At 59.3% G+C, this 21,988-nt stretch carries 19 protein-coding genes; 16 read left to right on the forward strand and 3 right to left on the reverse strand.

The window, feature by feature from the left end; genetic code table 11:
* Positions 1 to 219 precede the first annotated feature (219 nt).
* The 11 genes from NW829_RS05335 (at position 220) to NW829_RS05385 (ending at position 10,023) form a co-directional block, all read left to right on the forward strand.
* Positions 220 to 981, forward strand: a complete 762-nt coding sequence (locus NW829_RS05335; RefSeq protein ID WP_414355624.1) for a ChaB family protein — start codon at positions 220 to 222, stop codon at positions 979 to 981.
* A gap of 153 nt (positions 982 to 1,134) precedes the next feature.
* The gene (locus tag NW829_RS05340) at positions 1,135 to 2,070 is read left to right on the forward strand and encodes a DnaJ C-terminal domain-containing protein (RefSeq protein WP_011432386.1); all 936 of its coding nucleotides are present in this window, start codon (positions 1,135 to 1,137) and stop codon (positions 2,068 to 2,070) included.
* Positions 2,067 to 2,348, forward strand: coding sequence for a chaperone modulator CbpM (locus NW829_RS05345; RefSeq protein ID WP_011432385.1), 282 nt, complete (start codon positions 2,067 to 2,069; stop codon positions 2,346 to 2,348). Before NW829_RS05340 ends, NW829_RS05345 begins: the two co-directional genes overlap by 4 nt.
* 34 nt (positions 2,349 to 2,382) lie before the next feature.
* Positions 2,383 to 3,141 (forward strand): photosystem reaction center subunit H, encoded by a 759-nt coding sequence (locus NW829_RS05350; protein WP_414387857.1) that lies wholly within the window; start codon positions 2,383 to 2,385, stop codon positions 3,139 to 3,141.
* Between the two features lie 285 nt (positions 3,142 to 3,426).
* Positions 3,427 to 3,852 carry a 50S ribosomal protein L21 gene (gene rplU / locus NW829_RS05355; RefSeq protein WP_011432383.1) on the forward strand — a complete coding sequence of 142 codons (426 nt, stop codon included), beginning with the start codon at positions 3,427 to 3,429 and terminating at the stop codon, positions 3,850 to 3,852.
* A 76-nt stretch (positions 3,853 to 3,928) separates the two neighbouring features.
* Positions 3,929 to 4,198, forward strand: a complete 270-nt coding sequence (gene rpmA, locus NW829_RS05360) for a 50S ribosomal protein L27 (RefSeq protein ID WP_011432382.1) — start codon at positions 3,929 to 3,931, stop codon at positions 4,196 to 4,198.
* A 226-nt stretch (positions 4,199 to 4,424) separates the two neighbouring features.
* Positions 4,425 to 5,915, forward strand: coding sequence for a cellulose synthase (locus tag NW829_RS05365; RefSeq protein ID WP_414416604.1), 1,491 nt, complete (start codon positions 4,425 to 4,427; stop codon positions 5,913 to 5,915).
* 256 nt (positions 5,916 to 6,171) lie between these two features.
* The gene (locus NW829_RS05370) at positions 6,172 to 7,959 is read left to right on the forward strand and encodes an MBL fold metallo-hydrolase (protein ID WP_414413929.1); all 1,788 of its coding nucleotides are present in this window, start codon (positions 6,172 to 6,174) and stop codon (positions 7,957 to 7,959) included.
* A 54-nt stretch (positions 7,960 to 8,013) separates the two neighbouring features.
* Positions 8,014 to 8,769 (forward strand): ABC transporter ATP-binding protein, encoded by a 756-nt coding sequence (locus NW829_RS05375; protein ID WP_414416605.1) that lies wholly within the window; start codon positions 8,014 to 8,016, stop codon positions 8,767 to 8,769.
* A gap of 190 nt (positions 8,770 to 8,959) precedes the next feature.
* Positions 8,960 to 9,535 carry a TIGR04376 family protein gene (locus NW829_RS05380; RefSeq protein WP_414329872.1) on the forward strand — a complete coding sequence of 192 codons (576 nt, stop codon included), beginning with the start codon at positions 8,960 to 8,962 and terminating at the stop codon, positions 9,533 to 9,535.
* Between the two features lie 191 nt (positions 9,536 to 9,726).
* Positions 9,727 to 10,023, forward strand: coding sequence for a PipX family protein (locus tag NW829_RS05385; RefSeq protein WP_011432377.1), 297 nt, complete (start codon positions 9,727 to 9,729; stop codon positions 10,021 to 10,023).
* Between the two features lie 67 nt (positions 10,024 to 10,090).
* Here NW829_RS05385 and pheS read toward each other — a convergent pair whose 3' ends face one another.
* On the reverse strand, positions 10,091 to 11,092 hold the full coding sequence (pheS, locus tag NW829_RS05390) for a phenylalanine--tRNA ligase subunit alpha (protein WP_011432376.1): 1,002 nt from the start codon (positions 11,090 to 11,092) through the stop codon (positions 10,091 to 10,093).
* 128 nt (positions 11,093 to 11,220) lie between these two features.
* Positions 11,221 to 14,607: a ribonucleoside-triphosphate reductase, adenosylcobalamin-dependent gene (gene nrdJ / locus NW829_RS05395; RefSeq protein WP_414416610.1), complete on the reverse strand. Its 3,387-nt coding sequence runs from the start codon at positions 14,605 to 14,607 to the stop codon at positions 11,221 to 11,223.
* 403 nt (positions 14,608 to 15,010) lie between these two features.
* Here nrdJ and NW829_RS05400 point away from each other — a divergent pair, with 403 nt between their 5' ends.
* The 4 genes from NW829_RS05400 (at position 15,011) to NW829_RS05415 (ending at position 20,480) form a co-directional block, all read left to right on the forward strand.
* Positions 15,011 to 16,225, forward strand: a complete 1,215-nt coding sequence (locus tag NW829_RS05400; RefSeq protein ID WP_414416606.1) for a site-2 protease family protein — start codon at positions 15,011 to 15,013, stop codon at positions 16,223 to 16,225.
* 170 nt (positions 16,226 to 16,395) lie between these two features.
* Positions 16,396 to 17,700: a M16 family metallopeptidase gene (locus NW829_RS05405; RefSeq protein WP_414416607.1), complete on the forward strand. Its 1,305-nt coding sequence runs from the start codon at positions 16,396 to 16,398 to the stop codon at positions 17,698 to 17,700.
* A gap of 60 nt (positions 17,701 to 17,760) precedes the next feature.
* Positions 17,761 to 19,050 (forward strand): M16 family metallopeptidase, encoded by a 1,290-nt coding sequence (locus NW829_RS05410; RefSeq protein ID WP_414416608.1) that lies wholly within the window; start codon positions 17,761 to 17,763, stop codon positions 19,048 to 19,050.
* A 311-nt stretch (positions 19,051 to 19,361) separates the two neighbouring features.
* Positions 19,362 to 20,480 (forward strand): o-succinylbenzoate synthase, encoded by a 1,119-nt coding sequence (locus tag NW829_RS05415; RefSeq protein WP_414416609.1) that lies wholly within the window; start codon positions 19,362 to 19,364, stop codon positions 20,478 to 20,480.
* On the opposite strand, the gene prfB is transcribed toward NW829_RS05415, so the two are convergent.
* Positions 20,477 to 21,608 (reverse strand): peptide chain release factor 2 gene (prfB, locus tag NW829_RS05420; protein WP_414344353.1). Its coding sequence is split into 2 segments (ribosomal slippage): positions 20,477 to 21,535 and positions 21,537 to 21,608, totalling 1,131 coding nucleotides; the frame shifts between segments, so codons are not numbered across the junction. The genes NW829_RS05415 and prfB overlap by 4 nt on opposite strands.
* A 245-nt stretch (positions 21,609 to 21,853) precedes the next feature.
* On the opposite strand from prfB, the gene NW829_RS05425 reads away from it, so the two are divergent.
* Positions 21,854 to 21,976, forward strand: coding sequence for a hypothetical protein (locus tag NW829_RS05425; protein WP_414349965.1), 123 nt, complete (start codon positions 21,854 to 21,856; stop codon positions 21,974 to 21,976).
* Positions 21,977 to 21,988 lie beyond the last annotated feature (12 nt).

A 21,988-nucleotide genomic window follows, 5' to 3' on the forward strand; every position in this document is an offset into this window, starting at 1 on the left:
GCTACTGAAAGCCCGCTCCGTACCGCTTTAGCGGTCGGAGTCGGGTAGTTTACTACGGAGATTTCTCCAGGGGGTTCGCGATTCTTCGACTGGATCCTTTGTTGATGAGGGGAGACAATAGACGAGAGTAGTAAGACGAGAGTAGTAAGACGAGAGTAGTAGCAGGGAAAAGGTTAAAAAACCTGCCTTGGCACTGTAAAACTCAGCAGGAGATTGCGTATGAGCGCTTTTGCCCAAGCTCCCAAAAAGTGTGTTTCCGCCGCTTTCAAAGAAGAGGGCAAGCTGCAAGAGTGTATCCAGCGGCTTTTGAACCGTGGCATTCCCAACGATCGCATCTCCATTATTGGCCGCAACTTTCAAACCGAAGCCAAAATTACCGGGTTTATCACCCGCAAAGAGGTGGTTCTGGACGGTCTGACCAATGGGGCCATCTATGGATCCCTGTTCGGATCCCTGCTGGGGCTGCTCACTGGCGTGGGGGTGCTGTTCATTCCCTTTTTGGGGGCAGTGGTGGCCGCTGGGCCTCTGGGAGCCGCTTTGTTGGGGGCAACGGGCGGCGCTTTGTACGGAGCACTGGGAGCGGGCCTGGGATCCGCCCTGATTGCCTTGGGTATGCCGCAGGAGAAAGCCGCCATCTACCAAACCCGGGTACAGGCGGGCGAGTTCTTGTTGGTGGTGCAAGTACCGGAAGAGAAGTCGGGCGAAATTTACTGGCTGCTGCAGAGTGCTGGCGGAGAGGAAGTTTCCATTGCCGACTTGAACTTGCCCGGTGAGCCAGAGGGAGACTTAACCCCAGAGAGCATCTCGCCGGAAATCCGCGCTGACCTCTCGGAAGAAGCGCAGCAAACCTTTGTGGAAGCCTACAACCAAGCCAAACAAGAGAGCAATAACTCCACCCATGCACTCCTCAAAGCTTGGGAAAAGGTCAAGCAAATTTTCACACGAGATGAGAAAGGGATCTTCTCCAAACGCAAGCCCTAGCCCAAAAAGTTTCCGAAGTAGCGAGAGCACAGTAAAGCGCCATCTCGCCGCTCTGCCTGTACGTGTTCTGGGTCTGCTCCAATTTTTTAGCTGCAACCTTATATCCTGAGAATAGCCCGAAAAACTCTAACCTAACCTTGCAGGGGTGAGCCTATGGCTGCGAGTGACTTCAAGGATTATTACAAGATCCTGGGCGTCAGCAGAGATGCCTCTGCCGAGGAAATCAAGCGCGTCTATCGCAAGCTGGCCCGCCAGTATCACCCCGATGTCAACCCTGGGAATAAGGCGGCAGAGGAGCGCTTCAAGGAGATCAACGAAGCCTACGAGGTGCTCTCTGATCCAGAGAAGCGGCGGCGCTACGACCAGTTTGGGCAGTACTGGCAGCGGGTGGGTACTGGTTCTGCTGCTGGAATGCCCGGCATGGAGGGCTTCGCCCAATACGCCAGCTTCGAGGAGTTTATCAACGAGCTGCTGGGCCGTATGGGATCCCGCCGCAGCGGGTTCCAGGGCTTCGCCGGCGGCTTTGGGCCGTTTGTTTCGGTGGATTTGCCGGGGCAGGATGTGGAGGGCACTCTGGGTCTCAGCTGGGCAGAAGCTTTCCACGGCACCCAGAAACGGCTGAACCTAGATGGAGAAACGCTAACTATCCGCATTCCCCCCGGCGCTAAGCCGGGCAGTCGCATCCGCGTCAAGGGCAAAGGCCAGGTCAGCCCCTTTGGCGGGCCAAGAGGGGATCTCTACCTCACTTTGGAGCTGCCCCCCCATCCCTTCTTCCGCTTTGACGGAGACAACCTGCTCTGCGAGCTGCCCATTACTCCTGACGAGGCGGCTTTGGGAGGGACGGCGGAAGTTCCCACCCCTACGGGTCGCGTGCAACTGAGGATCCCTGCCGGGGTAGACAGCGGCCAAACCCTGCGGCTGCGGGGCCAAGGCTGGCGGGATCCCCAAGGCCAGCGGAGCGACCTGCTGGTGCGGCTGAAGGTGGTGGCACCCAAATCCCTTTCCCAGACCGAGCGGGATCTCTACGAAAAGCTGCGCCAAAGCCGTAGCTGGGATCCCCGCGCCCACTTGCAGGAGGTGAGTCTATGAGTTTGGCCATTGTGCGGGTAGAAGAACGGCTCTATACCTTCGAGCAGGCCACGGAACTGCTGGGGATCCCTCCCCACCTGCTGGAATGGCTGCTGGCCCAAGGCTTAGTGGAGGCCGAGAGCAGCTACCTGACCCCCCAACAGCTTAGGCGGTTGTTGCAAATGAGCCGCCTACACCGAGACTTGGGGCTTAACTGGACGGGGGCAGCGATGGTCTTGGACATGGCTCAGGAAATTGCCCGGCTCAGGGGGCAACTGCGCCACTACCGCGGATTTTGAGGCTGCCCAGCTAACCCATCAAGGAGATAACTCGATGAACCCTATGGAACAGATCATCCGACGTAGCCAGGTGGTGGGCCTGCTGGCCCTCGATGGCAGCACTGCTACCGCATTGGGTACCGTAGAAGAAATCTGGGTTGACCCAACAGGGCGGGTATGCTACTTCACCAGCCAGCAGGGGTACACCCCCCTGGAGCAGATTTCTCTCATCGGGCCAGACGCGCTGCTGACCTACTCTACCGTTTTTGATACCCCCCTAACCCCCATCAGCTCTCTTTACCGTCGCACAGTGCGCATTGGGAATCGAGAGGTCGGCTGGATTGAGGATTTTCTCTTTGACTGGGAGACTGGAGCGATTGCCGCTTATATTCTGGGTGGCAGCATTGCCGAGCCTTGGGGGGGGCGCGCCGTTCTCCTGCCTGAGGACGTGGAAGCCATTGATGTGGACGCGGTGGTGGTTAAGGAGGATGCTCCGCAACGGCTGAAATCGGAAGCGGAAGGCTTAAAGAACTTTTGGAGCGAAAAATCTCGGCAGGTGAAACAGCTTATCCAGCGCATGGGGGATCGCCTCAAGGCGTTGGTTGGCCCACAGGATCCGCCGGAGGTGGTGCGCGTTAAGGTAAAACAGGTGCGGGACGAGCTGGCCAAAGGGGGCAAGTTCGATCTCTCCCTACTGGACGAGGCGGCAGAGTTTCTGCAACACAAGTGGGAAACCTGGCAACATCGCCTCAGCCGCGCCGCTCAGCGCATGCAGGCTGCCCTTCAGGCTGCTTGGGAGAAGCTGACCGAATAGCAAAGAATGACTCTGCAACCTCTGGCCTGCGGTCGCCTCAGATGCTGCACATTTGCTTCCCAACTGCTTCCCAACTCCCCTCTTCCTCTGGGAAAGGGGCTGGGGGGCAACAGCATGAGGTGCTTGGGGAGTCCGTCCCACTGCTCGATCGGAACTGTTGCAAGCCAGTCCTCGACCAAACCCAGCTGACGGACGGCGGCTTTTTCGGCTACGATCTAAAATCGCTGTCAATGCTCGGATCAGGTTTCAAGACCCCCGCAGGGCACCTGTACGGCAGGGAGAAAGATGACTTACGCAATTGTGGAAACCGGCGGTAAGCAGCTTTGGGTGGAGCCGGGGCGTTTTTACGAGGTCGATCGCCTGGCGGAAGTGGAGGAGAACAGCCCCTTCGATTTGTCTCGTGTGCTGTTGATCAACCACGAGGGACAAATCACGTTGGGGCATCCCTACGTTTCGGAGGCGGTCGTCAGGGCACGGGTTTTGCAGCATCGGCGCGGCGATAAAATCATCGTTTACAAGATGAGGCCAAAGAAAAAGACCCGCAAAAAGAGGGGCCATCGGCAACCGCTGACCCGTCTGCTGATCGAGTCTATTGAACTCAATGGGGTGCCCCTAGCCACGGCACCATCCCGTACGGAAGCGGCTCCAGAGTCTAACCCAGAGGCAGCCCCTTCGGCAGCGGCGACAGGGATCCCTGCGGATGAGGAATAAACTCTGAACTCAGGTGTCCTGAATCCCGATTTTTTTATCTCGTTTCTGTTGATCACGCAGTTGCATAGGAGGCGTTATGGCTCATAAGAAGGGAACGGGCAGCACTCGCAACGGTCGAGATTCCAATGCCAAGCGGCTGGGGGTGAAGCGCTATGGGGGCGAGCTGGTGCATCCCGGCCACATTCTGGTCAGGCAGCGGGGCACCAAGTTTCACCCAGGGGTGAACGTGCGCATCGGCGGCGACGACACCTTGTATTCTGTGGTCACCGGCATTGTGACTTTTGAGCGCTATGGCAAGTGGCGGCAAAAGGTGAGTGTCTACCCAGCTGAGGTGGCTGCCCAGTAGGGAAAGGCCCAGCTTTGAAACTGCCTGGGAGAGTTTCTTCCGCAAGAGAAGATTCTCGCTTCTGTCGACCAAGCTGCTTGCCGGGCTGAAAACTGTCTGCTCCAGAGCAGACAGGGTTTTGCTGTTGCTGATTCCTGAACTTTTTTCGTTCTTGAGGATTGGGGCCAGCCGGAAGAGAAGAGGAGCTAGGGATCCCTGCCCCTTCGAGGGCGAAAATGGCAAAAGCGTGGAAGGCAGAAAGCTGATGCGGGTGTATTTGTTTCGCTGGGCAGGGTTGCTTCACCTCATTGCCGGGGTGATGTACCTCTACTGGCGACTGACAGCCGGGCTGATGGATTTGGGATCCCTTTTGTTTTGGGGGGCAGAGCTGTATGTTTGGCTGGCGGCGGTGGGCTTTACCCTCAGCCGCTATCCCCAAGTGCCGAGAGAGACGATCCCATCCCCAGAGGTCCTGCGGCGGTCGTTTTTCCAATTGCCGCGGGTGGATGTACTGGTGCTGCGCCAGTGGGATTCTCTGGAGGCAACCCGGCAAACAGTGCTTTCGGCTCTGCACCTCGACTACCCTTGGGAGCGGTTGTTTGTCCACATTGTGGATCGGGTAGAGGATGAGGAGATGGCCAAGGCGGCCCGGGCCATTCCCTGCGAATACTGGGCCTGCCCTAGCCCCACAGCCGACCCCCTGGCTTATGCAATGGGATCCCCTCATATCCAAGGGGAGTATCTGCTCCTGGTGCAGCCGGGCCATTTTCTCGAGCGGGACTTCCTGTGGCAGACCTTGCCCCACTTTTACGACTCGCCGGAGCGGGCTCCCATCGCCAATCGTATTGGGTTTGTGCAGGCGATGCTGCGCACCCTAGGCCAGCCCAGAGCCGTTCACCCCCTGCAACAGCTTTTGGCGGTGGGATCCGAAGGGTATCAGGCGGCACCCCTGTTGGGTTCTGGCTGTCTCATTCGGCGCAAGGCTTTGGAAGGGATCCCGCAGATCGACATTCGCCGCCCTGTGCAGTTGGGGTGTCAGATGCACTGCCGTGGCTGGCAATCTCAATTGGTTCGCCAAACCCAGGTTACGGGTGTTTTGTTGCCCTTGCGCAACCGCCGCGTTGCTTTGCTGGCTTTGTTTTCGGCCTTGAGGGAAAATCCCTTCTGGGGCAAGCCGACCACACAGCAGCAGCGCTTTCAATACCTGTGGCTGGCCCTCTGGGCTGCCGGTGGGATGGCGGAGCTGGTCTACTTGGCGGTGCCGATGGTCTTTCTCTGCACAGGGTGGATGCCGGTGCCGGCCTTTGACCGGGTCTTCTTCGCGTGGTTTTTGCCTTATGCTCTCCTGGGGCGCATCAGTTGGCTCTTGGCCTTTCCCCCGCATTTGTGGGGGGCAGCTTGGCAGTCGGAACGGCAGACGGGCAGCCAGTTTTTTCAGTCCATCCAGGCGCTGGTGCAAAGTCTGCAGGGAGTGCCCCCCTATCCCGAGCAGCCTTCCCAGCTCTCCTTGGGGCCTCAGGCTCTGGCTATTGTGCTGACTTTTCTGGCTATGGGGGTGGGATCCCTGCGTTCTGCCGGCAGTTGGGATCCCCCTTGGCCTGAGCTGCTGTTTGGCTTGGTCTGGGCCTTCTACAACCTGATGATCCTGACGGTGCGCCCCGACGATCACGATTTTGCCGGCTTTGCTTTTCCCAGCAGCAGCGCCGCTGCGGCGACAGAAGAGAGCGCCGACCCATAGGCTGCCAAGCCAAGACAAGTTCATCGCAAAACCAAATCCCCACATCCATTCAGCTGCTGCATGGATGAAATGGCAGGCTGCCGCGGCAGATGGTGGGCAAACGCTATGCTGTGAGAAGTGTAGGATAAGTGGATCGGCACAGGTTGTCTCCAACTCTCCGGGGAGGTGTACCGGTGGAGAGGGGGGATCCCTGGCCAAGTCGCCCCTCCTGTTTGCAGGATTGAACGCGGTCTTCTAGGTTCAGAACGACACACCTGTGGAGTCAGAGAGACCCCCCCTTCGACTGCTCCCCCTGGGTACGGATCCCTGGCAGCAGGGCTGTGCCTATTGGCTGGAGATGGGATCCCACCGTTTGCTTCTCGATTGCGGGTTGCCCGCTCCTGCCCTCTTTAAGGCTCTGCCAGGGATCCCGGATGCGGTAATCTGCAGCCATGCTCACTTTGACCATGTGCAAGGGCTACCTGCTTTTCATCGTCGTTACCCTCAGGTACCTCTCTACGCCACGCCGGTGACTGCTCATTTGGCCGCTGGTCTGTGGGAGTGTGGCGTTTGGCCAGGCTACGACCGGGACATTCGCTTTCCCCCCTTTCGGGCGCTGCCTTTGGGCCGGGCGCGAGAGATTTTGCCCCATCTGATGCTCACTTTCTTTGCGGCTGGGCATCTGCCGGGAGCGGCGGCAACCCTGCTGCAAAATACCCAAACCACTCCGGCCCAAGCCTGCGTGTACACGGGCGACTGTTCCCTGGCCTCAACTCGCTTTGCCCCCGGCTTGGATCTCATTGCTTTGCGCCACTGGCAGCCGGACGTGTTGCTCATCGAGGCTTCGCTGGGATCCACCCGCCATCCACCCCGTCGTCACCTGGAAAATCGCCTGGTGGAGCGGTTGCTCAGCGCCTTGGAAGCGGGGCAAACGGTGCTGTTCCCCCTGCCAGTGTTGGGGTTGGGGCAGGAGCTGATCTTTCTCCTCAAAGCCCACCACCGCTTTACCCAAGCCCCCCAAGAGCTCAAGATATGGGTGGCGCCGGGGCTGGCGGCAGGCTGCAATCTCTACGAGCGCTTGCTCACCTACCTGCCGGAGCCGGTGCGCAATTTCGCCACCTATCAGCCTTTGTTCTGGGAAGACCGCCTGCAGCCGCGGGTTCAGCCCCTTACCGAAGCGGATCCTCTGCCCCAAGGCTTGCTGCTGTGCGACGCCGATGCTGGGCCTGAGGCTTGGGATCCAATTTGGTCGAGGTTGTTGGCCCAACCGCAGCGCTCCTGTCTGCTGGTGCGGCTGCCAGAGGTGGAACTGGCTACCCCGTTTGAGCGTTGGCCGGCGCCGCTGCGCTCCCGCATTGCCGTTGAATGGATAACCTGGCACAGCCACAACGATGTCGGGCATCTCACCCAGATCATCCACACCTTTCGCCCCCAGCATTTGGTCTTGGTTCACGCCGACCCCAAGCAGGCTCAAGATCTGGCGGATCTGCCGGAGCTGTGCAATCGCTACCATGTCCACTGCCCTCAGCCTGGGCATTGGCTGGAGTTGCCCGATGGGCACCTACAAACCCCAGTTAGGCTCGCGGAGCTGAAGGCCGGTTCCCCCGCCGAGATCAGGGATCCCGCTGTGCGCTACGAGGGGGAGGTGGAAGAAGTTTGGCAGGAGCAGGGCTCGCCGCGGGCTTTGGCGGGGGTACAGGTGCGTCTGCCGCCCCAGATTACCCAGGATCCCCGTTGGCCGGCCTGGGCCGATACCGGCCTGGTGGAAGCCCGCTGGCAGGGATCCGAACTGGTGCTGCGCGGCCTTTCTCCACGGGAGCTGATCCGCCCGGCAGAGGCTGCCCCTTCTCCAGCAGGGATCGTGCCGCGTCCAAAACAGCCTTCTGTATCCAGTCATCACGGTGGCAAAAAGTGCCAAACTTGTCGCTTTGCCCGCCAGATCTTGACTTCCCAAGCCCAAGCCTTTCGCTGCGATCAGGAGCGTTCCCCCCTCTACCGCCTCAGGGTGGATCCCCAGGGGAGCTGCCCCTACCATCAGCCGCAGGAGATCCGCTCTTCCGGTTAGCCGTCAAGCCAGGGAAGCCCAAAGGCTAGAATGGGGCAAGTCGCGGTGCCAACCATGCTTGAGCAAGATTCCTGGGCAAATCATCGCCGTGGGCCGGTCGGATCCCTGGAGCGCCCAGCCGAGGCCTTGGCTGCGGCCAGCCCGCCCGTAGTGCAGATGGTTGGGGTGAGCAAAGTCTATCCACTGCCGGAGGGCAGTTTTCAGGCCCTCTACGATATCGACTTGGCGATCCAGCCGGGAGAGTATTGCGCCATTATGGGGCCCTCTGGATCCGGCAAATCCACCCTGATGAACCTCATCGGCTGCTTGGATCGGCCCAGCTCAGGGCGCTACTGGCTGGATGGGGTGGAAGTTTCCACCCTGACCGATCGCGATTTGGCCCACATTCGCAACCAAAAAATCGGCTTTGTCTTCCAGCAGTTCCATCTCCTGCCCGTCCTGACAGCGCTGGAGAACGTCATGCTGCCCTTGGCCTATGCTGGGATCCCGGAGCCGGAGCAACGCCGGCGGGCCAAGCAAGCCCTAGAACAAGTAGGCTTGGGGAGCAAACTGCAGCAGCGTCCGGCCCAACTCTCCGGCGGCCAGCAGCAGCGGGTGGCGATTGCTCGTGCCATTGTCAACCGACCCCAACTGTTGCTGGCTGATGAGCCGACTGGGGCTCTGGATAGCCATACCGGCCAGGAAGTGCTGAACCTTTTTGCGGAGCTCCACCGGCAGGGCATCACCCTGGTCGTGGTCACCCATGACCTTGAAGTAGCCCAGGCCGCCCAGCGCATTATCCGGGTTGGGGATGGCCGTTTGCTGGATTGAGGAAGACAGGGATCCGCCTGGGGGCAGTTGGGCGGTTCCCAGTTGCAGTGAACTTGCCTGCTGGATGGATCCCCAGCTTCCCTCTCCCTTTGGGTGAAGGTCAAAGGGAATGTCTCAAACGACCCTATCTAGGACGGCCCGGCTTAGGCTACTCTAAACGCAACTGAGGGCTTGGGAAAAGGATCCATCGATGAAACTGATCGAAGATATCATCCGATTTTTGGAAACCCGCCTGGAGGAATTTCTCAGGGCCCACCCCGAGATCGAGCTGCAAGCCCTCGATGAGCAGTTGCGCCAGCAGGAATCGGATACCCTGCAGCTGTTGCAGGAAAGCCGCGTCCAAGAGGAGGCTCTCCAAAAAAGCATTCTCAACTTAGCCGAGGAGATTAAAACCTGGCACTTTCGCATTGAGAAGGCGCAGCGGGCCAATCGTCCCGATCTGGCCGAAGGAGCGCGACGCCGGGAGGCTGAGCTGTTGGAGAGGGGCAGCCAGCTATGGGGTCAAATGAAAGCCCAAAAGGAGAAAATCCAACAAATGGAAGCCCTGCTGCCGCAGATTCGCCAGCGCCGCCAAGAAGTGAAGGCTAAGCTGCAGGAGGTAAGAGCCGCGCAAGCCAAAGGCATCGACAACCCGGACCGGAATTTCAGCCCTTGGGGAAAACCTTTCGAGGCTTGGGATGAATTGGAAGAGCAATTTCGTCAGCTAGAGGTGGAAAACGAATTGAATGACACGAAGAGGAAGGTGCGGGAACAGCAGCGGCGGTAACAGCCTGACCCAAAATCTTGTTAGTTTGCTAATGTTGAATCCAGTCGCAACAGCCAAAATCGAGCTGGGCGGAACTTGTGATCTAAGCCCTTGGTCTCAAGAGCCATAGCCACATCATTTCCAGAACTTTCTCTGGCACCGACCGGGAAGAAAAGTCTCTCCTCTCCCCCAAGAGTGATACGCTATTGGGCATGAATGAGTTGTATCTGAATCACCCCACATTTGGTCTGCTCTACAGCCTGTGTCAGGTCGACGAAAATCAGGCTCTCTTCACCACGCTCTACGCCCAAAGGCTCTTTTTTCGGGTTTACTTCAGGCCCCCGGATAACAGCGGGGATCCTGCTGCCATGGAGGAGTTGGTCTTCGATCCGATTAGCCGTAATGAGGCTCGCCAGCTCATCGAAGAGCAAATGCGCCTGCTGCGCCGTGCTGCCCGCCAAGATGAGCTAGAACAATTGCAGTTGATCTACAAGCAAACCTTTTCCTGAAAGAGGGTTTTCTGAAGGTCTTGCAGGGCTCAGGACGAGGGTTTTGTTCCTCAGATAAGATAGCCACCTAAAACTGAGACAGAAAGCGCAGGTCGCTGGTATAAAACAGGCGGATATCCTGAATGCCGTGGAGGAGCATGGCCATCCGCTCAATGCCGATCCCTGCCGCAAATCCGGTGTAGCGCTCCGGGTCGTAGCCCACCGCTTGAAATACATTGGGATCCACCATGCCGCAGCCGAAGATTTCCAGCCATTTCGAGCCAAAGCGCACGTCCATCTCAGCAGAAGGCTCGGTAAAGGGAAAATAGCTGGGCCGAAAGCGGGTTTCTCGCTTGCCCAATAGGCGGGTGATGAAAGTGTTGAGGGTGCCCTTCAGGTCGGAAAAGGTGAGGTTCTCGCCCACCGCCAAAATTTCCATCTGGTGAAACACAGCGGAGTGGGTGGCATCCACGGTATCGCGGCGCATCACCCGACCGGCATGCACAATGCGCAGCGGCGGCTGGTGTTGCTCCATGTAGCGCACCTGCACCGAGGAGGTTTGGGTACGCATCAGGTAGCCATTGGCCAGGTAGAGGGTATCCTGCATATCCCGCGCCGGATGGTCGGCAGGGGTGTTGAGGGCCTCGAAGTTGTAGTACTCCGTCTCGAGCTCAGGCCCATGCACCACGGTGTAGCCCATTCCCACAAAGATATCGAGCATGCGGTCGATGGTGGCCTGCAGCGGATGGATCCGCCCCAGAGGCCGACGGGGCCCGGGCATAGTGACATCCAGGCGCTCTGCTTCTAAGCGGGCCAGCAGTTGAGCTTCGCCAAGGGCCTGTTTGCGCTGCTCCAGGCTGGATTGGAGAGCTTCTTTGAAGGTGTTGGCCAAAGCGCCGATGGCAGGCCGTTCTTCTGGGGGCAGCTTCCCCATTCCCCCCAAGATTTTGGAGAGCTTACCTTTCTTGCCCAGGTAGTCGATGCGGATCTGTTCCAGAGCCTCCAGACCGTCAGCTTGTTCCACTTGGGCGAGGGCCTCGCTTTGCAGGGTGAGAAGCTGTTGGCGAAGCGTGTCTTTTTCGTCTTGCATGGGGCCGATTCCAAGGGCAGAAGGGATCCCTGGGGGTTGAGGGAATCCCTATAAAAGTATCACAGGAGGGAGCCTGACTGTGCTTTCCCAGCCAGTGGGGATGGCCAGCAGCGGGGAGAATTTGGGGGTTAGCTCTGAGGCGCCGAATCTGGCAGCAGACACCCCAAAGCATCACACCCCGCCGGCCCCTCTGCTGTCAGGGTCAGGTTGCGGTCGTGGCGGGCCAGGGCCGCGAAGAAGTTATCTGTCCGCCGTCTCTGCTTGACCTCGGCCACCAGCCGCTCATAGGTGGGCTTGTCGATTTTCTCAAAAGGCAGGCGGGGGAAGGGGGCATCGAAGCGGGCCAGCAGCGCTGCGCTGATGTAGCCCTCGTCGTCGCGGATGGCTTCGTAGATACGGGATCCCAGAGCTTCCACCTCGTCCTCCCGCAGCTCGATGGTGGCGGAGGTGTTGTGGGTGGTGTAGTACCTCTGAACCTGCATATAGAAGTCAAACTGGGCCAGGGCCGAGAATTGCTCGATCTCGATCTGGCCAGCACCGGGCAGGTTGGCCCATTCTACTTCCACAGGCAGTTCCACCAGCCATTCGGTACAGCGGGGATCAAAGGGGTCGTTGAGCAAGTTCCCGTTTTCATCTTTGTCCGCCTGAGCAGGTACCACCGAGTAGCCATAGTCCAGACAGGCCAGCGCCACCGGGTCATTTTTGGCAAAGGTGATGCGGCGGATGTAGCGTTGGGCTTTGGGCGGGTGCCAGCCGGGAGAGGCGTTGGTGAGCAGCGACTTGGTGCCGGCGGGCTGAACCGTGGTGCAGCGGTTGGGGCGGCGCAGGCTGTGGCGGTCGCAGTAGTCCCAGACCACGCGGTGGACGATCTCCTTCCAGCGGCTGAGGTATTCCCGCTCCTGCTGCTTGAATTCCTTCCCGATGGGGGTATCGGGTCTCCCTTCCTGCCACCAGCGCAGCCATTCAACCCCAAAGGCTTTGACGCAAAAGTCGAACAGGCCTGTGAACGAGACGCCGACGATGGGATCCCATTCCCGCGAACGCTGAAAGCGGGGTTCCACAAAGCGGTGGTGGAGTAGGGCTGCCACCGTGAGGGCTCCCGCCGTGAAGGCTTCCTCTTGCTCTTGCCGGTTGTGGGGATCCAAACGGTTGAGGTGGATCTCGGCCAAGTTGCAATGGAATGTGTGGCCAATAATCTCGCCACAGTTGTGGACAACAAACCCATTGGCATCAAAGCACGCTGGGCCGGGGACAGTACAGTCATACACCGGCTCTACCCCGTCTGCCTCAAGGGCAGCAACCGTCACAGCAAACCGCTCTCGGTTGAGCTGGCGCTTGTAGCCATTCAGCAGTGCCTCTAGCTTTTGGGCTTTGTGCGGTTCCCGAAAGCCGACCCATTCCTGGAACAGATGCAAGTTGTCGTTGGCAATAACCAATTCGTGCTGGGCTTTGCAAGCGTATGGTGCAGGTTGGCGAGCACTGTTCGGCAGCAGGCGATATCCAGCAGGACGGCGATTCTCATACAAAACTGCAATGATGCCCAGCCGCGCCAGCATGCGCTGAACCGCTTTGAGGGTACCCAGATGGCTTTGAGAGAGCCGCACGCTAACCCCTTTCTCCTGATTACCTTGCACGCTGCCATCCGCATCAAAGAGCCCGCACAAGAAGCCTCGATGAAACTGGAAGCTGGTGGCTTCGAGCGCCTCTGTCATCTGCTTTTGTCCGGGCCTCATGCCGAACTGGGCCGCCAGTTTTGCCAACCCCCTGGAGCCGATAACCCGCAACCCAAGCTGCGCATAGTGATATGCCTCTGGCTGGCGGGGCTCGTAACCCACTGCCGTTTGCAAAAGCTGAATCGCATACTGGCTCATTTCGGCTTGGGTATCTTGCCAATAGCGTAATAAAGCCGTGTCGTTCCACGGGGTTGCCGTAAGGCTACCGTCACCCAGCAAATTCCCCAAAAGCCAGCCTTCTTCCCAGGTACCCGCCCCATCCCACGGGGTGAGATCGCGATGGTTGTGCAGCAGGATGCGGTCGCCCGGTTGTAGGCTTTCTGCCGGTACCCACTCGGTGTATTGTGCCTTTTGGGTTTGAGCGGTGACTTTGAGAACCCGATGGTTGCCTGTCAGCCGCAGAGAGAACCCTTCCTTGGTCAAAAGCTTCAGCACAGGCTTAGTACCGGAGTAGAAGAACCCCTCCGGTGTGGTACTGAATAGTTCTCCATTGACATAGGTGCTGTGCTGCTTCCCAATCAGGTCTCTCACCTGGCGCGGCCCATCGCCCGTGTGCACCCAGGTATCGGCTGTCACGCAGGGATTCAGCCCATAGCGCCACAGGCGATCCTGAAGTTCCTCTTCCCCTAGGGAGGGATCCCGTCCCTTTAGCCATTCTCGGGCCGTTCCTGCCTCATAGGCTTTGAGAAAGTCGGGTTTTAGGTCGGGTGGGATAAGGTCGCAATTGGCCCGTGCTACGGCTTCCCCGGCCCACTGGATGGCCCCCTCGCCGGAGTAAAACTGCTTCCGCACGGCCTCAACACATTCTTCCCGCGTCGGCTTGCGGTGAAACACCCGCGTGTGGTTGGCCATGCGCAGGGCATCTCGCTCGGGGTCAATTCTCCAGTTGCCGTTTTCGTCCTGCTGCCAGAGGTTGTCTTTGGCGGTGGATCCCAGCTGGTCGTCGGCAGCAAACTGACGAATGCCAGCGCTACGACGAATGTTTCCCGCCACCACCACCACCGCCGCCTCGTCGATGAGCAAACAGCACTCCACCGAGTTCAGTTGCCGACCTACCGCCCTGTTGAGGATGGCGGCACAGCGCTCGTACAAGCCGGGCAGCTTAATGGGGTTGGCTACGCCCCCAAACCCTTTCAGCCGCTCCCCAGCCGGGCGGACATCGCTCAAGTCCACTGTCACTTCCACCTGACCGCCAAAGCCGGGATCCGAGGCCAGCTCCAGCAGCGCTTGGTAGGACTCCACCCAGCCGCGGCGACTGTCTCCCACCTGGATGTGCACCTGGGATCCCTGCCGTTGGATGCGGGTGTGCTCCTGCCGCTCTTCGGGAGGGGTGGCGCCGATGGATCCCTTCACGTGAACCCGCAGGCGGTTGACAATGGGGGGCAACTGGCGGATGAACTGGGGTTCCAGCACCGCTCCTGTGCCGCAGCCCATCATGGCCAGATCCATCATCAGGCCAAAGGCCCGCCAGTCCACCACCGCCAAACTGGTGCAGTTGTAGGCACCGGAGAAGTTTTCCGGCTTCTGGATCCAGTCGGTGCCCATCACCCACAAGGCTCGACCGGAGATCAACGCCTTCAACTGCCGCTGCAGACGTTCTACCAACTGCCGCTCCTGAGGGGTGAAGCGCCCCAACCGGGCAATATCGGCCAAGGTGCGATCGCAAACCTCGCTCCAAGTCTCGCGGCTGCCATCTGGGCGGCGACGGCTGTAGGTGCGGTAGAACACCGGGCTGGCCGCCGGGGCTGTGGCCGGAAACTCGCCTGGAGGCGCGGCTCCCATCGTCTGGGCGGGATCAAGTCCCTGCACTTCTTCGCTCTGTTCGCCTGAGTGGGACGAAATCCACACCATAGCCACACCCCTCCTGCAAAGCTCCCCTGCTAAAGCTCGGTCGTTCCAACTTTTGAGTGCTGGTTGGCCCCGCCGACCCAATGCCCAACCACGTTATCACAATCTTCGGGGGTCTGGTGTTGTAGGTAGTGTTGTGCTCCGAGGAGATCCTCAAGATCCTCTAGGGATAGGGCAGGGCCCGCTGTCTGCCGGGGGAGCCGCAAGGGAACGGAAGGCCCGGCAGAAGGGCTACAGTGGAGGAGAGGGATCCCAAGTTAAGGGGCTGCTTGTCGTCTTCAACGGCACCTTCCTGGGCCTTCTCCCCAGTGAGAGCTGTGTAAGGAGTTGTATCGTCATGACCAGTCGCCTGCGCATCGGTAGCTTGTGGGGGATCCCCTTTTTCATCGACTACACCTGGTTCCCGGCGGCCCTCCTGCTGGTGCTCTCCTACGGGGTGTTGACGGCGATGGGGTTGTTTCTTTCTCTGCTGGCCCATGAGTTGGCCCACAGCTTGGTGGCCCGCGCCTATGGGGTACGGGTTAACTCGATAACCCTATTTATTTTTGGGGGTATGGCGGCGATTGAGCGGGAAGTTCCCCGCCCCCTTGGGGCTTTTTGCGTGGCGGTGGCAGGCCCTCTCCTCAGCTTGGGTCTGTTTGTTTTCTTCAGCGTGGCCCGGGCTTGGGCTGTGCCGGAGTCGATGCTGGCCTCAACCCTCACCAGCTTGGCTGCCATCAACCTGACGATTGCCCTGTTTAACCTGCTGCCGGGCCTGCCTCTGGATGGGGGGCAAATGCTCAAGGCGGCCATCTGGGGTTGGACAGGGGATCGGCAAAAGGGTATGCTGTGGGCGGCCCGAGCCGGCCAGGGGGTGGGCTGGGGTTTGGTGGGGCTAGGTCTGCTGGTGGTATTTTGGGGGAGCCTCAACGGCCTCTGGGTGGGGTTGATCGGCCTGTTTATTTTGAACACCGCCCGCCGCTACAGCCAGTACGCGCAACTGCAGCAGGTGCTGGCCCGCCTGAAAGCTGCAGATGTGATGACCCGCCAGTTTCGGGTTTTGGACGCGAGCATGAGCCTGCGGGAGTTTGTGGATCGCTATCTGGTGCCTTCTTCTCTCAGGCCGGAAGCCCCAACTCAACCGGCGGACGTTTATTTTGCCGAGGAAGATGGCCGCTACCGTGGGCTGGTCAGGCCAGAATTGCTCAACGACATCGAGCGCAGCCAGTGGGATCGCCTCACCCTCAAGGCTATTCTCAAGCCGATGGAGCAACTGCAGGGGGTACGAGAAGAGACCCCCATTCCCCAGGTAATTCAGATGATGCGCCAGGCAGAACCCCGCCGCATTTTGGTTTTCACGCCCACCGGCGCCATTGCCGGCTTGATCGACCGGGGGGATGTGGTGGCCATGGCTGCCCGGCAGTTGGGGGTCGTGCTGCCCCAAGAGGTGGTGCAGCGGGTGCGCGATAGCGAAGAATGGCCCCCTGGATTTCTGGTGGAGGACAATCTGGCCGGAGAGGGATCCCCCAGTCTGGCTTGGCAGGGATCCCCGGATCTGCGCAATGAGCCTTAGGGGGATGTCTGGACAGGGAGCAGCCCAAGGTACCTAGGTTCTCCCTCTACCACAAAAGGGGTTGGGATCTGCAAGGTGGGGAGAGAAGGCCGAGAAAAGTAGTCTCAGATACTATTTCCCGGAGCCCCTCTCCATCTACAATTAAGACTGTTCTCCATCAGTTAAGAATTTTGAACCGCTCTCCTCGTCTTTTGCCCGCCTACACCCACCGACTGAGCAACGGGTTAGGCGTTATCGTTCATCCCATCCCCATTGCCGATTCTGTAACCGTTGATGTCTGGGTACGGACAGGTGGACGCCATGAGCCGCCGGAGTGGCTGGGCCTATCCCATTTTTTGGAACACATGGTGTTTAAGGGCAGCGAGCGGCTGGCCCCTGGTGAGCTGGATTGGGCCGTGGAAGGACGGGGCGGAGTTACCAATGCTGCCACCGGCCAAGACTACACCCATTACTACATTACGGTGGCTGCTGCTGACCTAGCGGATACCTTGCCCTACTTGGCAGAGGTGGTTTTGCGGGCCGGGATCCCGGATCCAGAGTTTGAGCGGGAGCGGCAGGTGGTTCTGGAGGAAATTCGCCGCGCCGCCGACAACCCGGACTACACGGCCTATCAGCTCTTGATGGAGACCGCCTATGGGGAGCATCCCTATGGACGACCGGTGTTGGGCACACCGGAGAGCCTGATGCAACTGACCCCTGAACTGATGCGCGCCTACCACCGCGCTTGGTATCGCCCTGAATCCATGACGGTGGTGGTGACGGGTGGCATCGATCCTGAGCAGGCGTTGGCCTTGGTGGAGGAGCAGTTTGGCAGCTCTGCTGCTGGGCCAGCACCGGTCAGCCCCCCCATTCCGCCCCAGCCTCGTCCCCAAGGGATCCTGCGCCGGGAGAGCGACCATGCCCGCTTGGAGCAAGCCCGTCTGAAATTGGCCTGGCCTACCGTTGGCATTGACGATTGGCAACAAGCCTGTGGCCTGGAGATGTTGGCTTCTCTGCTGGGAGATGGCCGTACTTCGCGGCTGGTGCATCTGCTGCGGGAACAGCGGGGCTGGGTGAGGGCCATTGGCTGTTCTTCGCTGGTGTTGAAGGAGGGGGGACTGTTTTGTATTGGGGCTCAACTGGAGCCGGAGGATGTGGCGCGGGTGGAGGCGACGATTCTGCACGAGATCGAAAAGCTGCAGCAGGATGGCATTGGCCAAGCGGAGTTGGATCGCACCCGGCGTATGCTCACCCATGAGTTCCTGTTCTCCGCCGAGTCCCCCAGTCAATTGGCGGGCATCTATGGCTACTACGAGACACTGGGCGGGGTGCAGCGCATTCAAGAGTACCTGGAGCTGTTGCAATCTTTTACCCCGGCTCAGATCCGGGAATTGGCCCAGCAGTACTTGTCTCCGGAGGCCTATGTGGTCACCGTTCTCAAGCCGACTGCCCTCGATCCAGCAATGGCCTCGGAGCTGCAACTGGCCTGTCGGTGAGCGCTGCCTCGACGCTCTGGACTCTTGACTTTCGGATTTTGGACGGGATCCCTTGCCTGCATGAACTCTGCTCTGCTTGCCACCCAACGTGGCCGTTTACAGCGCGTCCTTTTGGCCAATGGCATCACGCTGTTGCTGGGCCAGAACCCAACGGTGGAGATCTTGGCTGCCCACTGTTTTTTCCGCGGTGGTAGCCGGGCAGAGCGGCCGCAACAGGCGGGGGTGAGCCACTTGATGGCGGCTGTCCTCACCAAAGGCACGCATCGGCGCAACTCCCAGGCCATTGCTGCTGCGGTGGAATCGCTGGGAGCCTCGCTATCGGTGGACAGTTCTGCCGACTATTTCGAGGTGAGCCTGCGCTGTGTGGCTGCCGATTTCCCGGAGTTGCTGGATTTGCTTGCGGAGACGCTGCGGGATCCCAGTTTTCCTGAAGAGGAGGTGGCGCGAGAGCAGGCGTTGATGCTGCAGGCCATCCGCGCCCAACAGGAACGGCCCTTCAGCTTGGCTTTCGAGCAGGTGCAACAAGCCCTCTATGGGGATCATCCCTACGCTCTGCCGGGGTTGGGACGGCTGGAGACGGTGGGATCCCTGACCCGCGAGGATTTGGTAGCCTATCACGCGGCCTACTGTCGTCCCAATGGAATGGTGATGGTGGTGATCGGCCCAGAGCCGCCGGAGCAGATGGCTGCCCAGGTGGAAGCGGCTTTGGGAGACTGGGTTGTTCCCGGCCCCTCTCCAGAGGATCGGGATGTTCCCCTGCCCCCTCTGAGGGATCCCCAACTGCTGAGGTTGCCCCAGCCCACTCAGCAGACAACAATCTTGATTGGGTTTCGCGGATCCCCTGCTGCTTCTGCGGATTATCCGGCCCTGAAACTGTTGGCCACCTACTTGGGCAGCGGTCTATCCAGCCGTCTGTTTGTGGAACTGCGGGAGCGCTGTGGCCTGGCCTATGAGGTCTCGGCTTTTTTTGCCACCCGCCGGGATCCCGCCCCTTTTGGGGTTTACATGGGCACTGCAGCAGAGAACACCCAGGTGGCTCTGGAACGCCTACAAGCAGAAATCCACCGTCTGCAGGCCAATCCGCTCGACCTGGCAGAGGTGGAAATGGCGCAGCGCAAACTTCTAGGCCAGTATGCCCTCAGCAAACAAACCAATGCCCAGGTGGCTCAACTGGCGGGCTGGTACGAGATTTTGGGCTTGGGCATGGAGTTTGACCGGCAGTATTTGCAGGGGGTCAGGCAGCTCACCCCAGAGCAGCTCCATCAAGCCGCAAAAACCTACCTGACCAACTCGGCCATTGCTCTGGTGGGGCCGGAAGCCGCCTTGGCAGAGGTTGAGCTGGTGTTTTAAGCTGAGCAAACCATGAGGAAAACTAAGATCTGGCAAACATGGCCATTTCGATTCAAACGGGGACATTGCGCCCACACCTCAATAAAACACCTAAATAAAAAAATGTTGAAAATGTTGAATGCGCAGTGCCGGAAAGCTTTTTTTAGGAGCCCATGTGTCTCACCCTGGCCTGAAGTAACCATAACTCTGGATTGAGGTCACGATTGTGGGTCAATCTCGAGATGTCCAAGAAAACGATGGGGATCGTTTCTGAATAGCAGCCCTCTGAGAAAACTGGCGTTTTTCCTTTCTTTATCTTGCTTGAGCTTTTTGTGGTTGGTAGGCACAGTAGATCACCCGCAGGGGATACCCAGAAAGAAGAGTCTGCACTGCTCAGGCGGCTGGAAGAGCGGTTTTCCTTTGCGTTTTGCTCCTATCGGCGTCCCTTTCGGCAGCCCCTGCGTACCCACCACGGACTGTGGTCCGTGCGCGAAGGGATCCTGATCCGACTTACAGATCGGGAGACAGGCTGTCAGGGATATGGGGAAATTGCTCCCATCCCTTGGTTTGGCAGCGAAACCCTGGAGCAGGCTCTGGCGTTTTGTCGGCAGCTGCCCCCTCTTTTGTCGGAGGCGTATATTTTGGGGATCCCAGAAGCACTGCCGGCCTGCCGGTTTGGGTTGGAAGGCGCTTGGCTGGCCTGTCGGGATCCCGATTGGTTGAACAAGGATCTCTCTCTACTCTCTTTCTGTGAACTTTTGGGGGAGACCCTGCCGCCGGAATCTTACAAGGACTCCTACAAGGACTCCGTCCCACTCACGCGGTCGGTGTACAAGCTCAAGGTGGGGAGGGATCCCATGCAGCAGGAGTTGGAGAAGCTGGAGCAATGGCTGGAGCGGTTGCCACCAGGATCCCATCTGCGTTTGGATGCCAATGGGGGGTTAACGCTTGCGGAGGCCCACCGGTGGCTGATGGTTTGTGATCGGCTCAACCAGGCCTCGCCGGTCAAGATTGAGTTTTTGGAGCAGCCTCTGCCGCCGGATCAGCACGCCCATTTGGTGGAGCTCAGCCGCCAGTACCAAACCCCCGTTGCTTTGGATGAATCGGTGGCCTGCCTGGAGCAGTTGCAAGCGATCCATCGGTCAGGATGGAAAGGGATCCTGGTGGTGAAGCCGTCTCTGGTGGGCTCCTGCATTGCGCTGCGAGAGTATCTCAGCTGCCATCCCGGCCTGGATCTGGTCTTTTCTTCGGCGCTGGAGACTCCCATCGGCGCCTGGCACGGGTTGGCTTGGGCGGGATCCCTGCAAGCCAAAACCGCCTCTCCCCGGGCCGTGGGATGGGGGGTAGGGGAGTTTTTCCAGGAAGGGGATCCCCTGACCTTGACCCAGCTCTCAGCCCAGGAGCGGGCTGCCCTCATGCAGGCGGTGTGGGAGCGCTACAGCCGGCCCTAGACTGCGGCGGCCTGTTGTTTGGCGTATTCCTGCCGCAGATAGGCCTGGATAAAATGCATCAGCTCCTCCGGCTCGCCGTTCATAAAGGCCTCGACATTGTAGGTTTCGGCGTTGGTGCGGTGATCCTTGATCAACTTGTAAGGATCGAAGGTGTAGGTGCGAATACGCCCCCCAAAGCCCTGAGTCACCATCTCGCCGCGAATCTCGGCCAGCTTTTGTCTGCGTTTTTCTTCTTCCATCTCGATCAGCTTGGCCTTCAAGATCTGGATGGCCCGCTCTTTGTTTTGCAGTTGGGAGCGCTCCTCGGTGCAGCGCACGGCAATGCCGGTGGGCTTGTGGATCACCCGCACCGCTGTTTCCACTTTGTTCACGTTTTGGCCACCTGCCCCACCTGAGCGGGAGGTCTCGAACTCCAGATCTTCCATCTTCAGCTCATACTCGCTTTCCTCTTCCAGAATCGGCATCACCTCTACGCCAGCAAAGCTGGTTTGCCGTTTGCCGTTGGCGTTGAAGGGGCTGATGCGCTCCATGCGGTGGTTGCCCTTCTCGGCAGAGAGATAACCATAGGCGTAGGGGCCTTCGATCAGCAGGGTGGCGGACTTGATGCCGGCTTCGGCACCTTCGGAGTATTCCGAGAGGCTGACCTTGTAGCCCTGGTTTTCGGCCCAGCGGGTGTACATTTTCAGGAGCATTTCCGCCCAGTCCTGGGCGTCGGTTCCCCCTGCGCCGGCGGTGATGGTGAGGATGGCACCGTTTTTGTCGTAGGGGCCGGAGAGCAGTTGCTGTAGCTCCCACTGGCCCAACTCCCGCTCCACCACTGCCAGGGATCCCGCTGTCTCGGCTAAGAGTTCCGGATCGGGCTCTTCTTGGAGCAGCTCAAGGGCGCTGGCGGCATCTTCCAGGCGATCCTTCCAGCGGTGCACCTGATCCCAGGAGGCCTTGAGGCTGTTGAGCTTTTGCAGGTGGCGGCGGGCTGCCTCTACATCATTCCAAAACTGCGGCTGCGAGGCTTCTTGCTCTAGGATGGCAATCTGTTGCTCCAAGTGGGGCAGGTCAAAGATAGTCCTGAGCGTTGCTCAGGCGCAAGGTGAGCGATTCTAGGGTGCGTCTTAGATCGGCAAGTTCCATAGAGAGCAGCAAGCTGTTTGCGCGTCGGATCCCATCCTAACCTGTGGGCCGGCAACTCAATCAAGGGATGGAGCCCTTCTGTGGGGCAGTTCCTGGCCGTTCCCATTGCAACAGCATTGCGATCCCTTGTCCATAGCAACAACCCCGCCAGAGGCAGGACGGAGTCCTTTGGCTTCTGCCGAAAGATCCCTGTTGAGGTGGCTCAAGCCTATAGCAGAATAAAGAATTCGGTTTCGGAGGCTGCGATGCTGAAGGTCTTTTCCTTGCTTTCCGGGCTGGTTTTGGCGGGAGGAGTGGCTGCTTTGGCCATCACCAATCCCACCTTAGAAGAGCATGCCTCTAACCCCCAAAACCCTGAACTTTGCTGAATTTACTGAGCT

Origin of the sequence: Synechococcus sp. R55.8, assembly GCF_047461895.1 — a bacterium.
Taxonomy (GTDB): Bacteria; Cyanobacteriota; Cyanobacteriia; order Thermostichales; family Thermostichaceae; genus Thermostichus.

Coding starts and splice junctions, on each gene's coding strand:
- NW829_RS05335 (WP_414355624.1), top strand. CDS start 220: ATGAGCGCTTTTGCCCAAGCTCCCAAAAAGTGTGTTTCCGCCGCTTTC.
- NW829_RS05340 (WP_011432386.1), top strand. CDS start 1,135: ATGGCTGCGAGTGACTTCAAGGATTATTACAAGATCCTGGGCGTCAGC.
- NW829_RS05345 (WP_011432385.1), top strand. CDS start 2,067: ATGAGTTTGGCCATTGTGCGGGTAGAAGAACGGCTCTATACCTTCGAG.
- NW829_RS05350 (WP_414387857.1), top strand. CDS start 2,383: ATGAACCCTATGGAACAGATCATCCGACGTAGCCAGGTGGTGGGCCTG.
- rplU (WP_011432383.1), top strand. CDS start 3,427: ATGACTTACGCAATTGTGGAAACCGGCGGTAAGCAGCTTTGGGTGGAG.
- rpmA (WP_011432382.1), top strand. CDS start 3,929: ATGGCTCATAAGAAGGGAACGGGCAGCACTCGCAACGGTCGAGATTCC.
- NW829_RS05375 (WP_414416605.1), top strand. CDS start 8,014: ATGCTTGAGCAAGATTCCTGGGCAAATCATCGCCGTGGGCCGGTCGGA.
- NW829_RS05380 (WP_414329872.1), top strand. CDS start 8,960: ATGAAACTGATCGAAGATATCATCCGATTTTTGGAAACCCGCCTGGAG.
- NW829_RS05385 (WP_011432377.1), top strand. CDS start 9,727: ATGAATGAGTTGTATCTGAATCACCCCACATTTGGTCTGCTCTACAGC.
- pheS (WP_011432376.1), bottom strand. CDS start 11,092: ATGCAAGACGAAAAAGACACGCTTCGCCAACAGCTTCTCACCCTGCAA.
- nrdJ (WP_414416610.1), bottom strand. CDS start 14,607: ATGGGAGCCGCGCCTCCAGGCGAGTTTCCGGCCACAGCCCCGGCGGCC.
- NW829_RS05400 (WP_414416606.1), top strand. CDS start 15,011: ATGACCAGTCGCCTGCGCATCGGTAGCTTGTGGGGGATCCCCTTTTTC.
- NW829_RS05410 (WP_414416608.1), top strand. CDS start 17,761: ATGAACTCTGCTCTGCTTGCCACCCAACGTGGCCGTTTACAGCGCGTC.
- NW829_RS05425 (WP_414349965.1), top strand. CDS start 21,854: ATGCTGAAGGTCTTTTCCTTGCTTTCCGGGCTGGTTTTGGCGGGAGGA.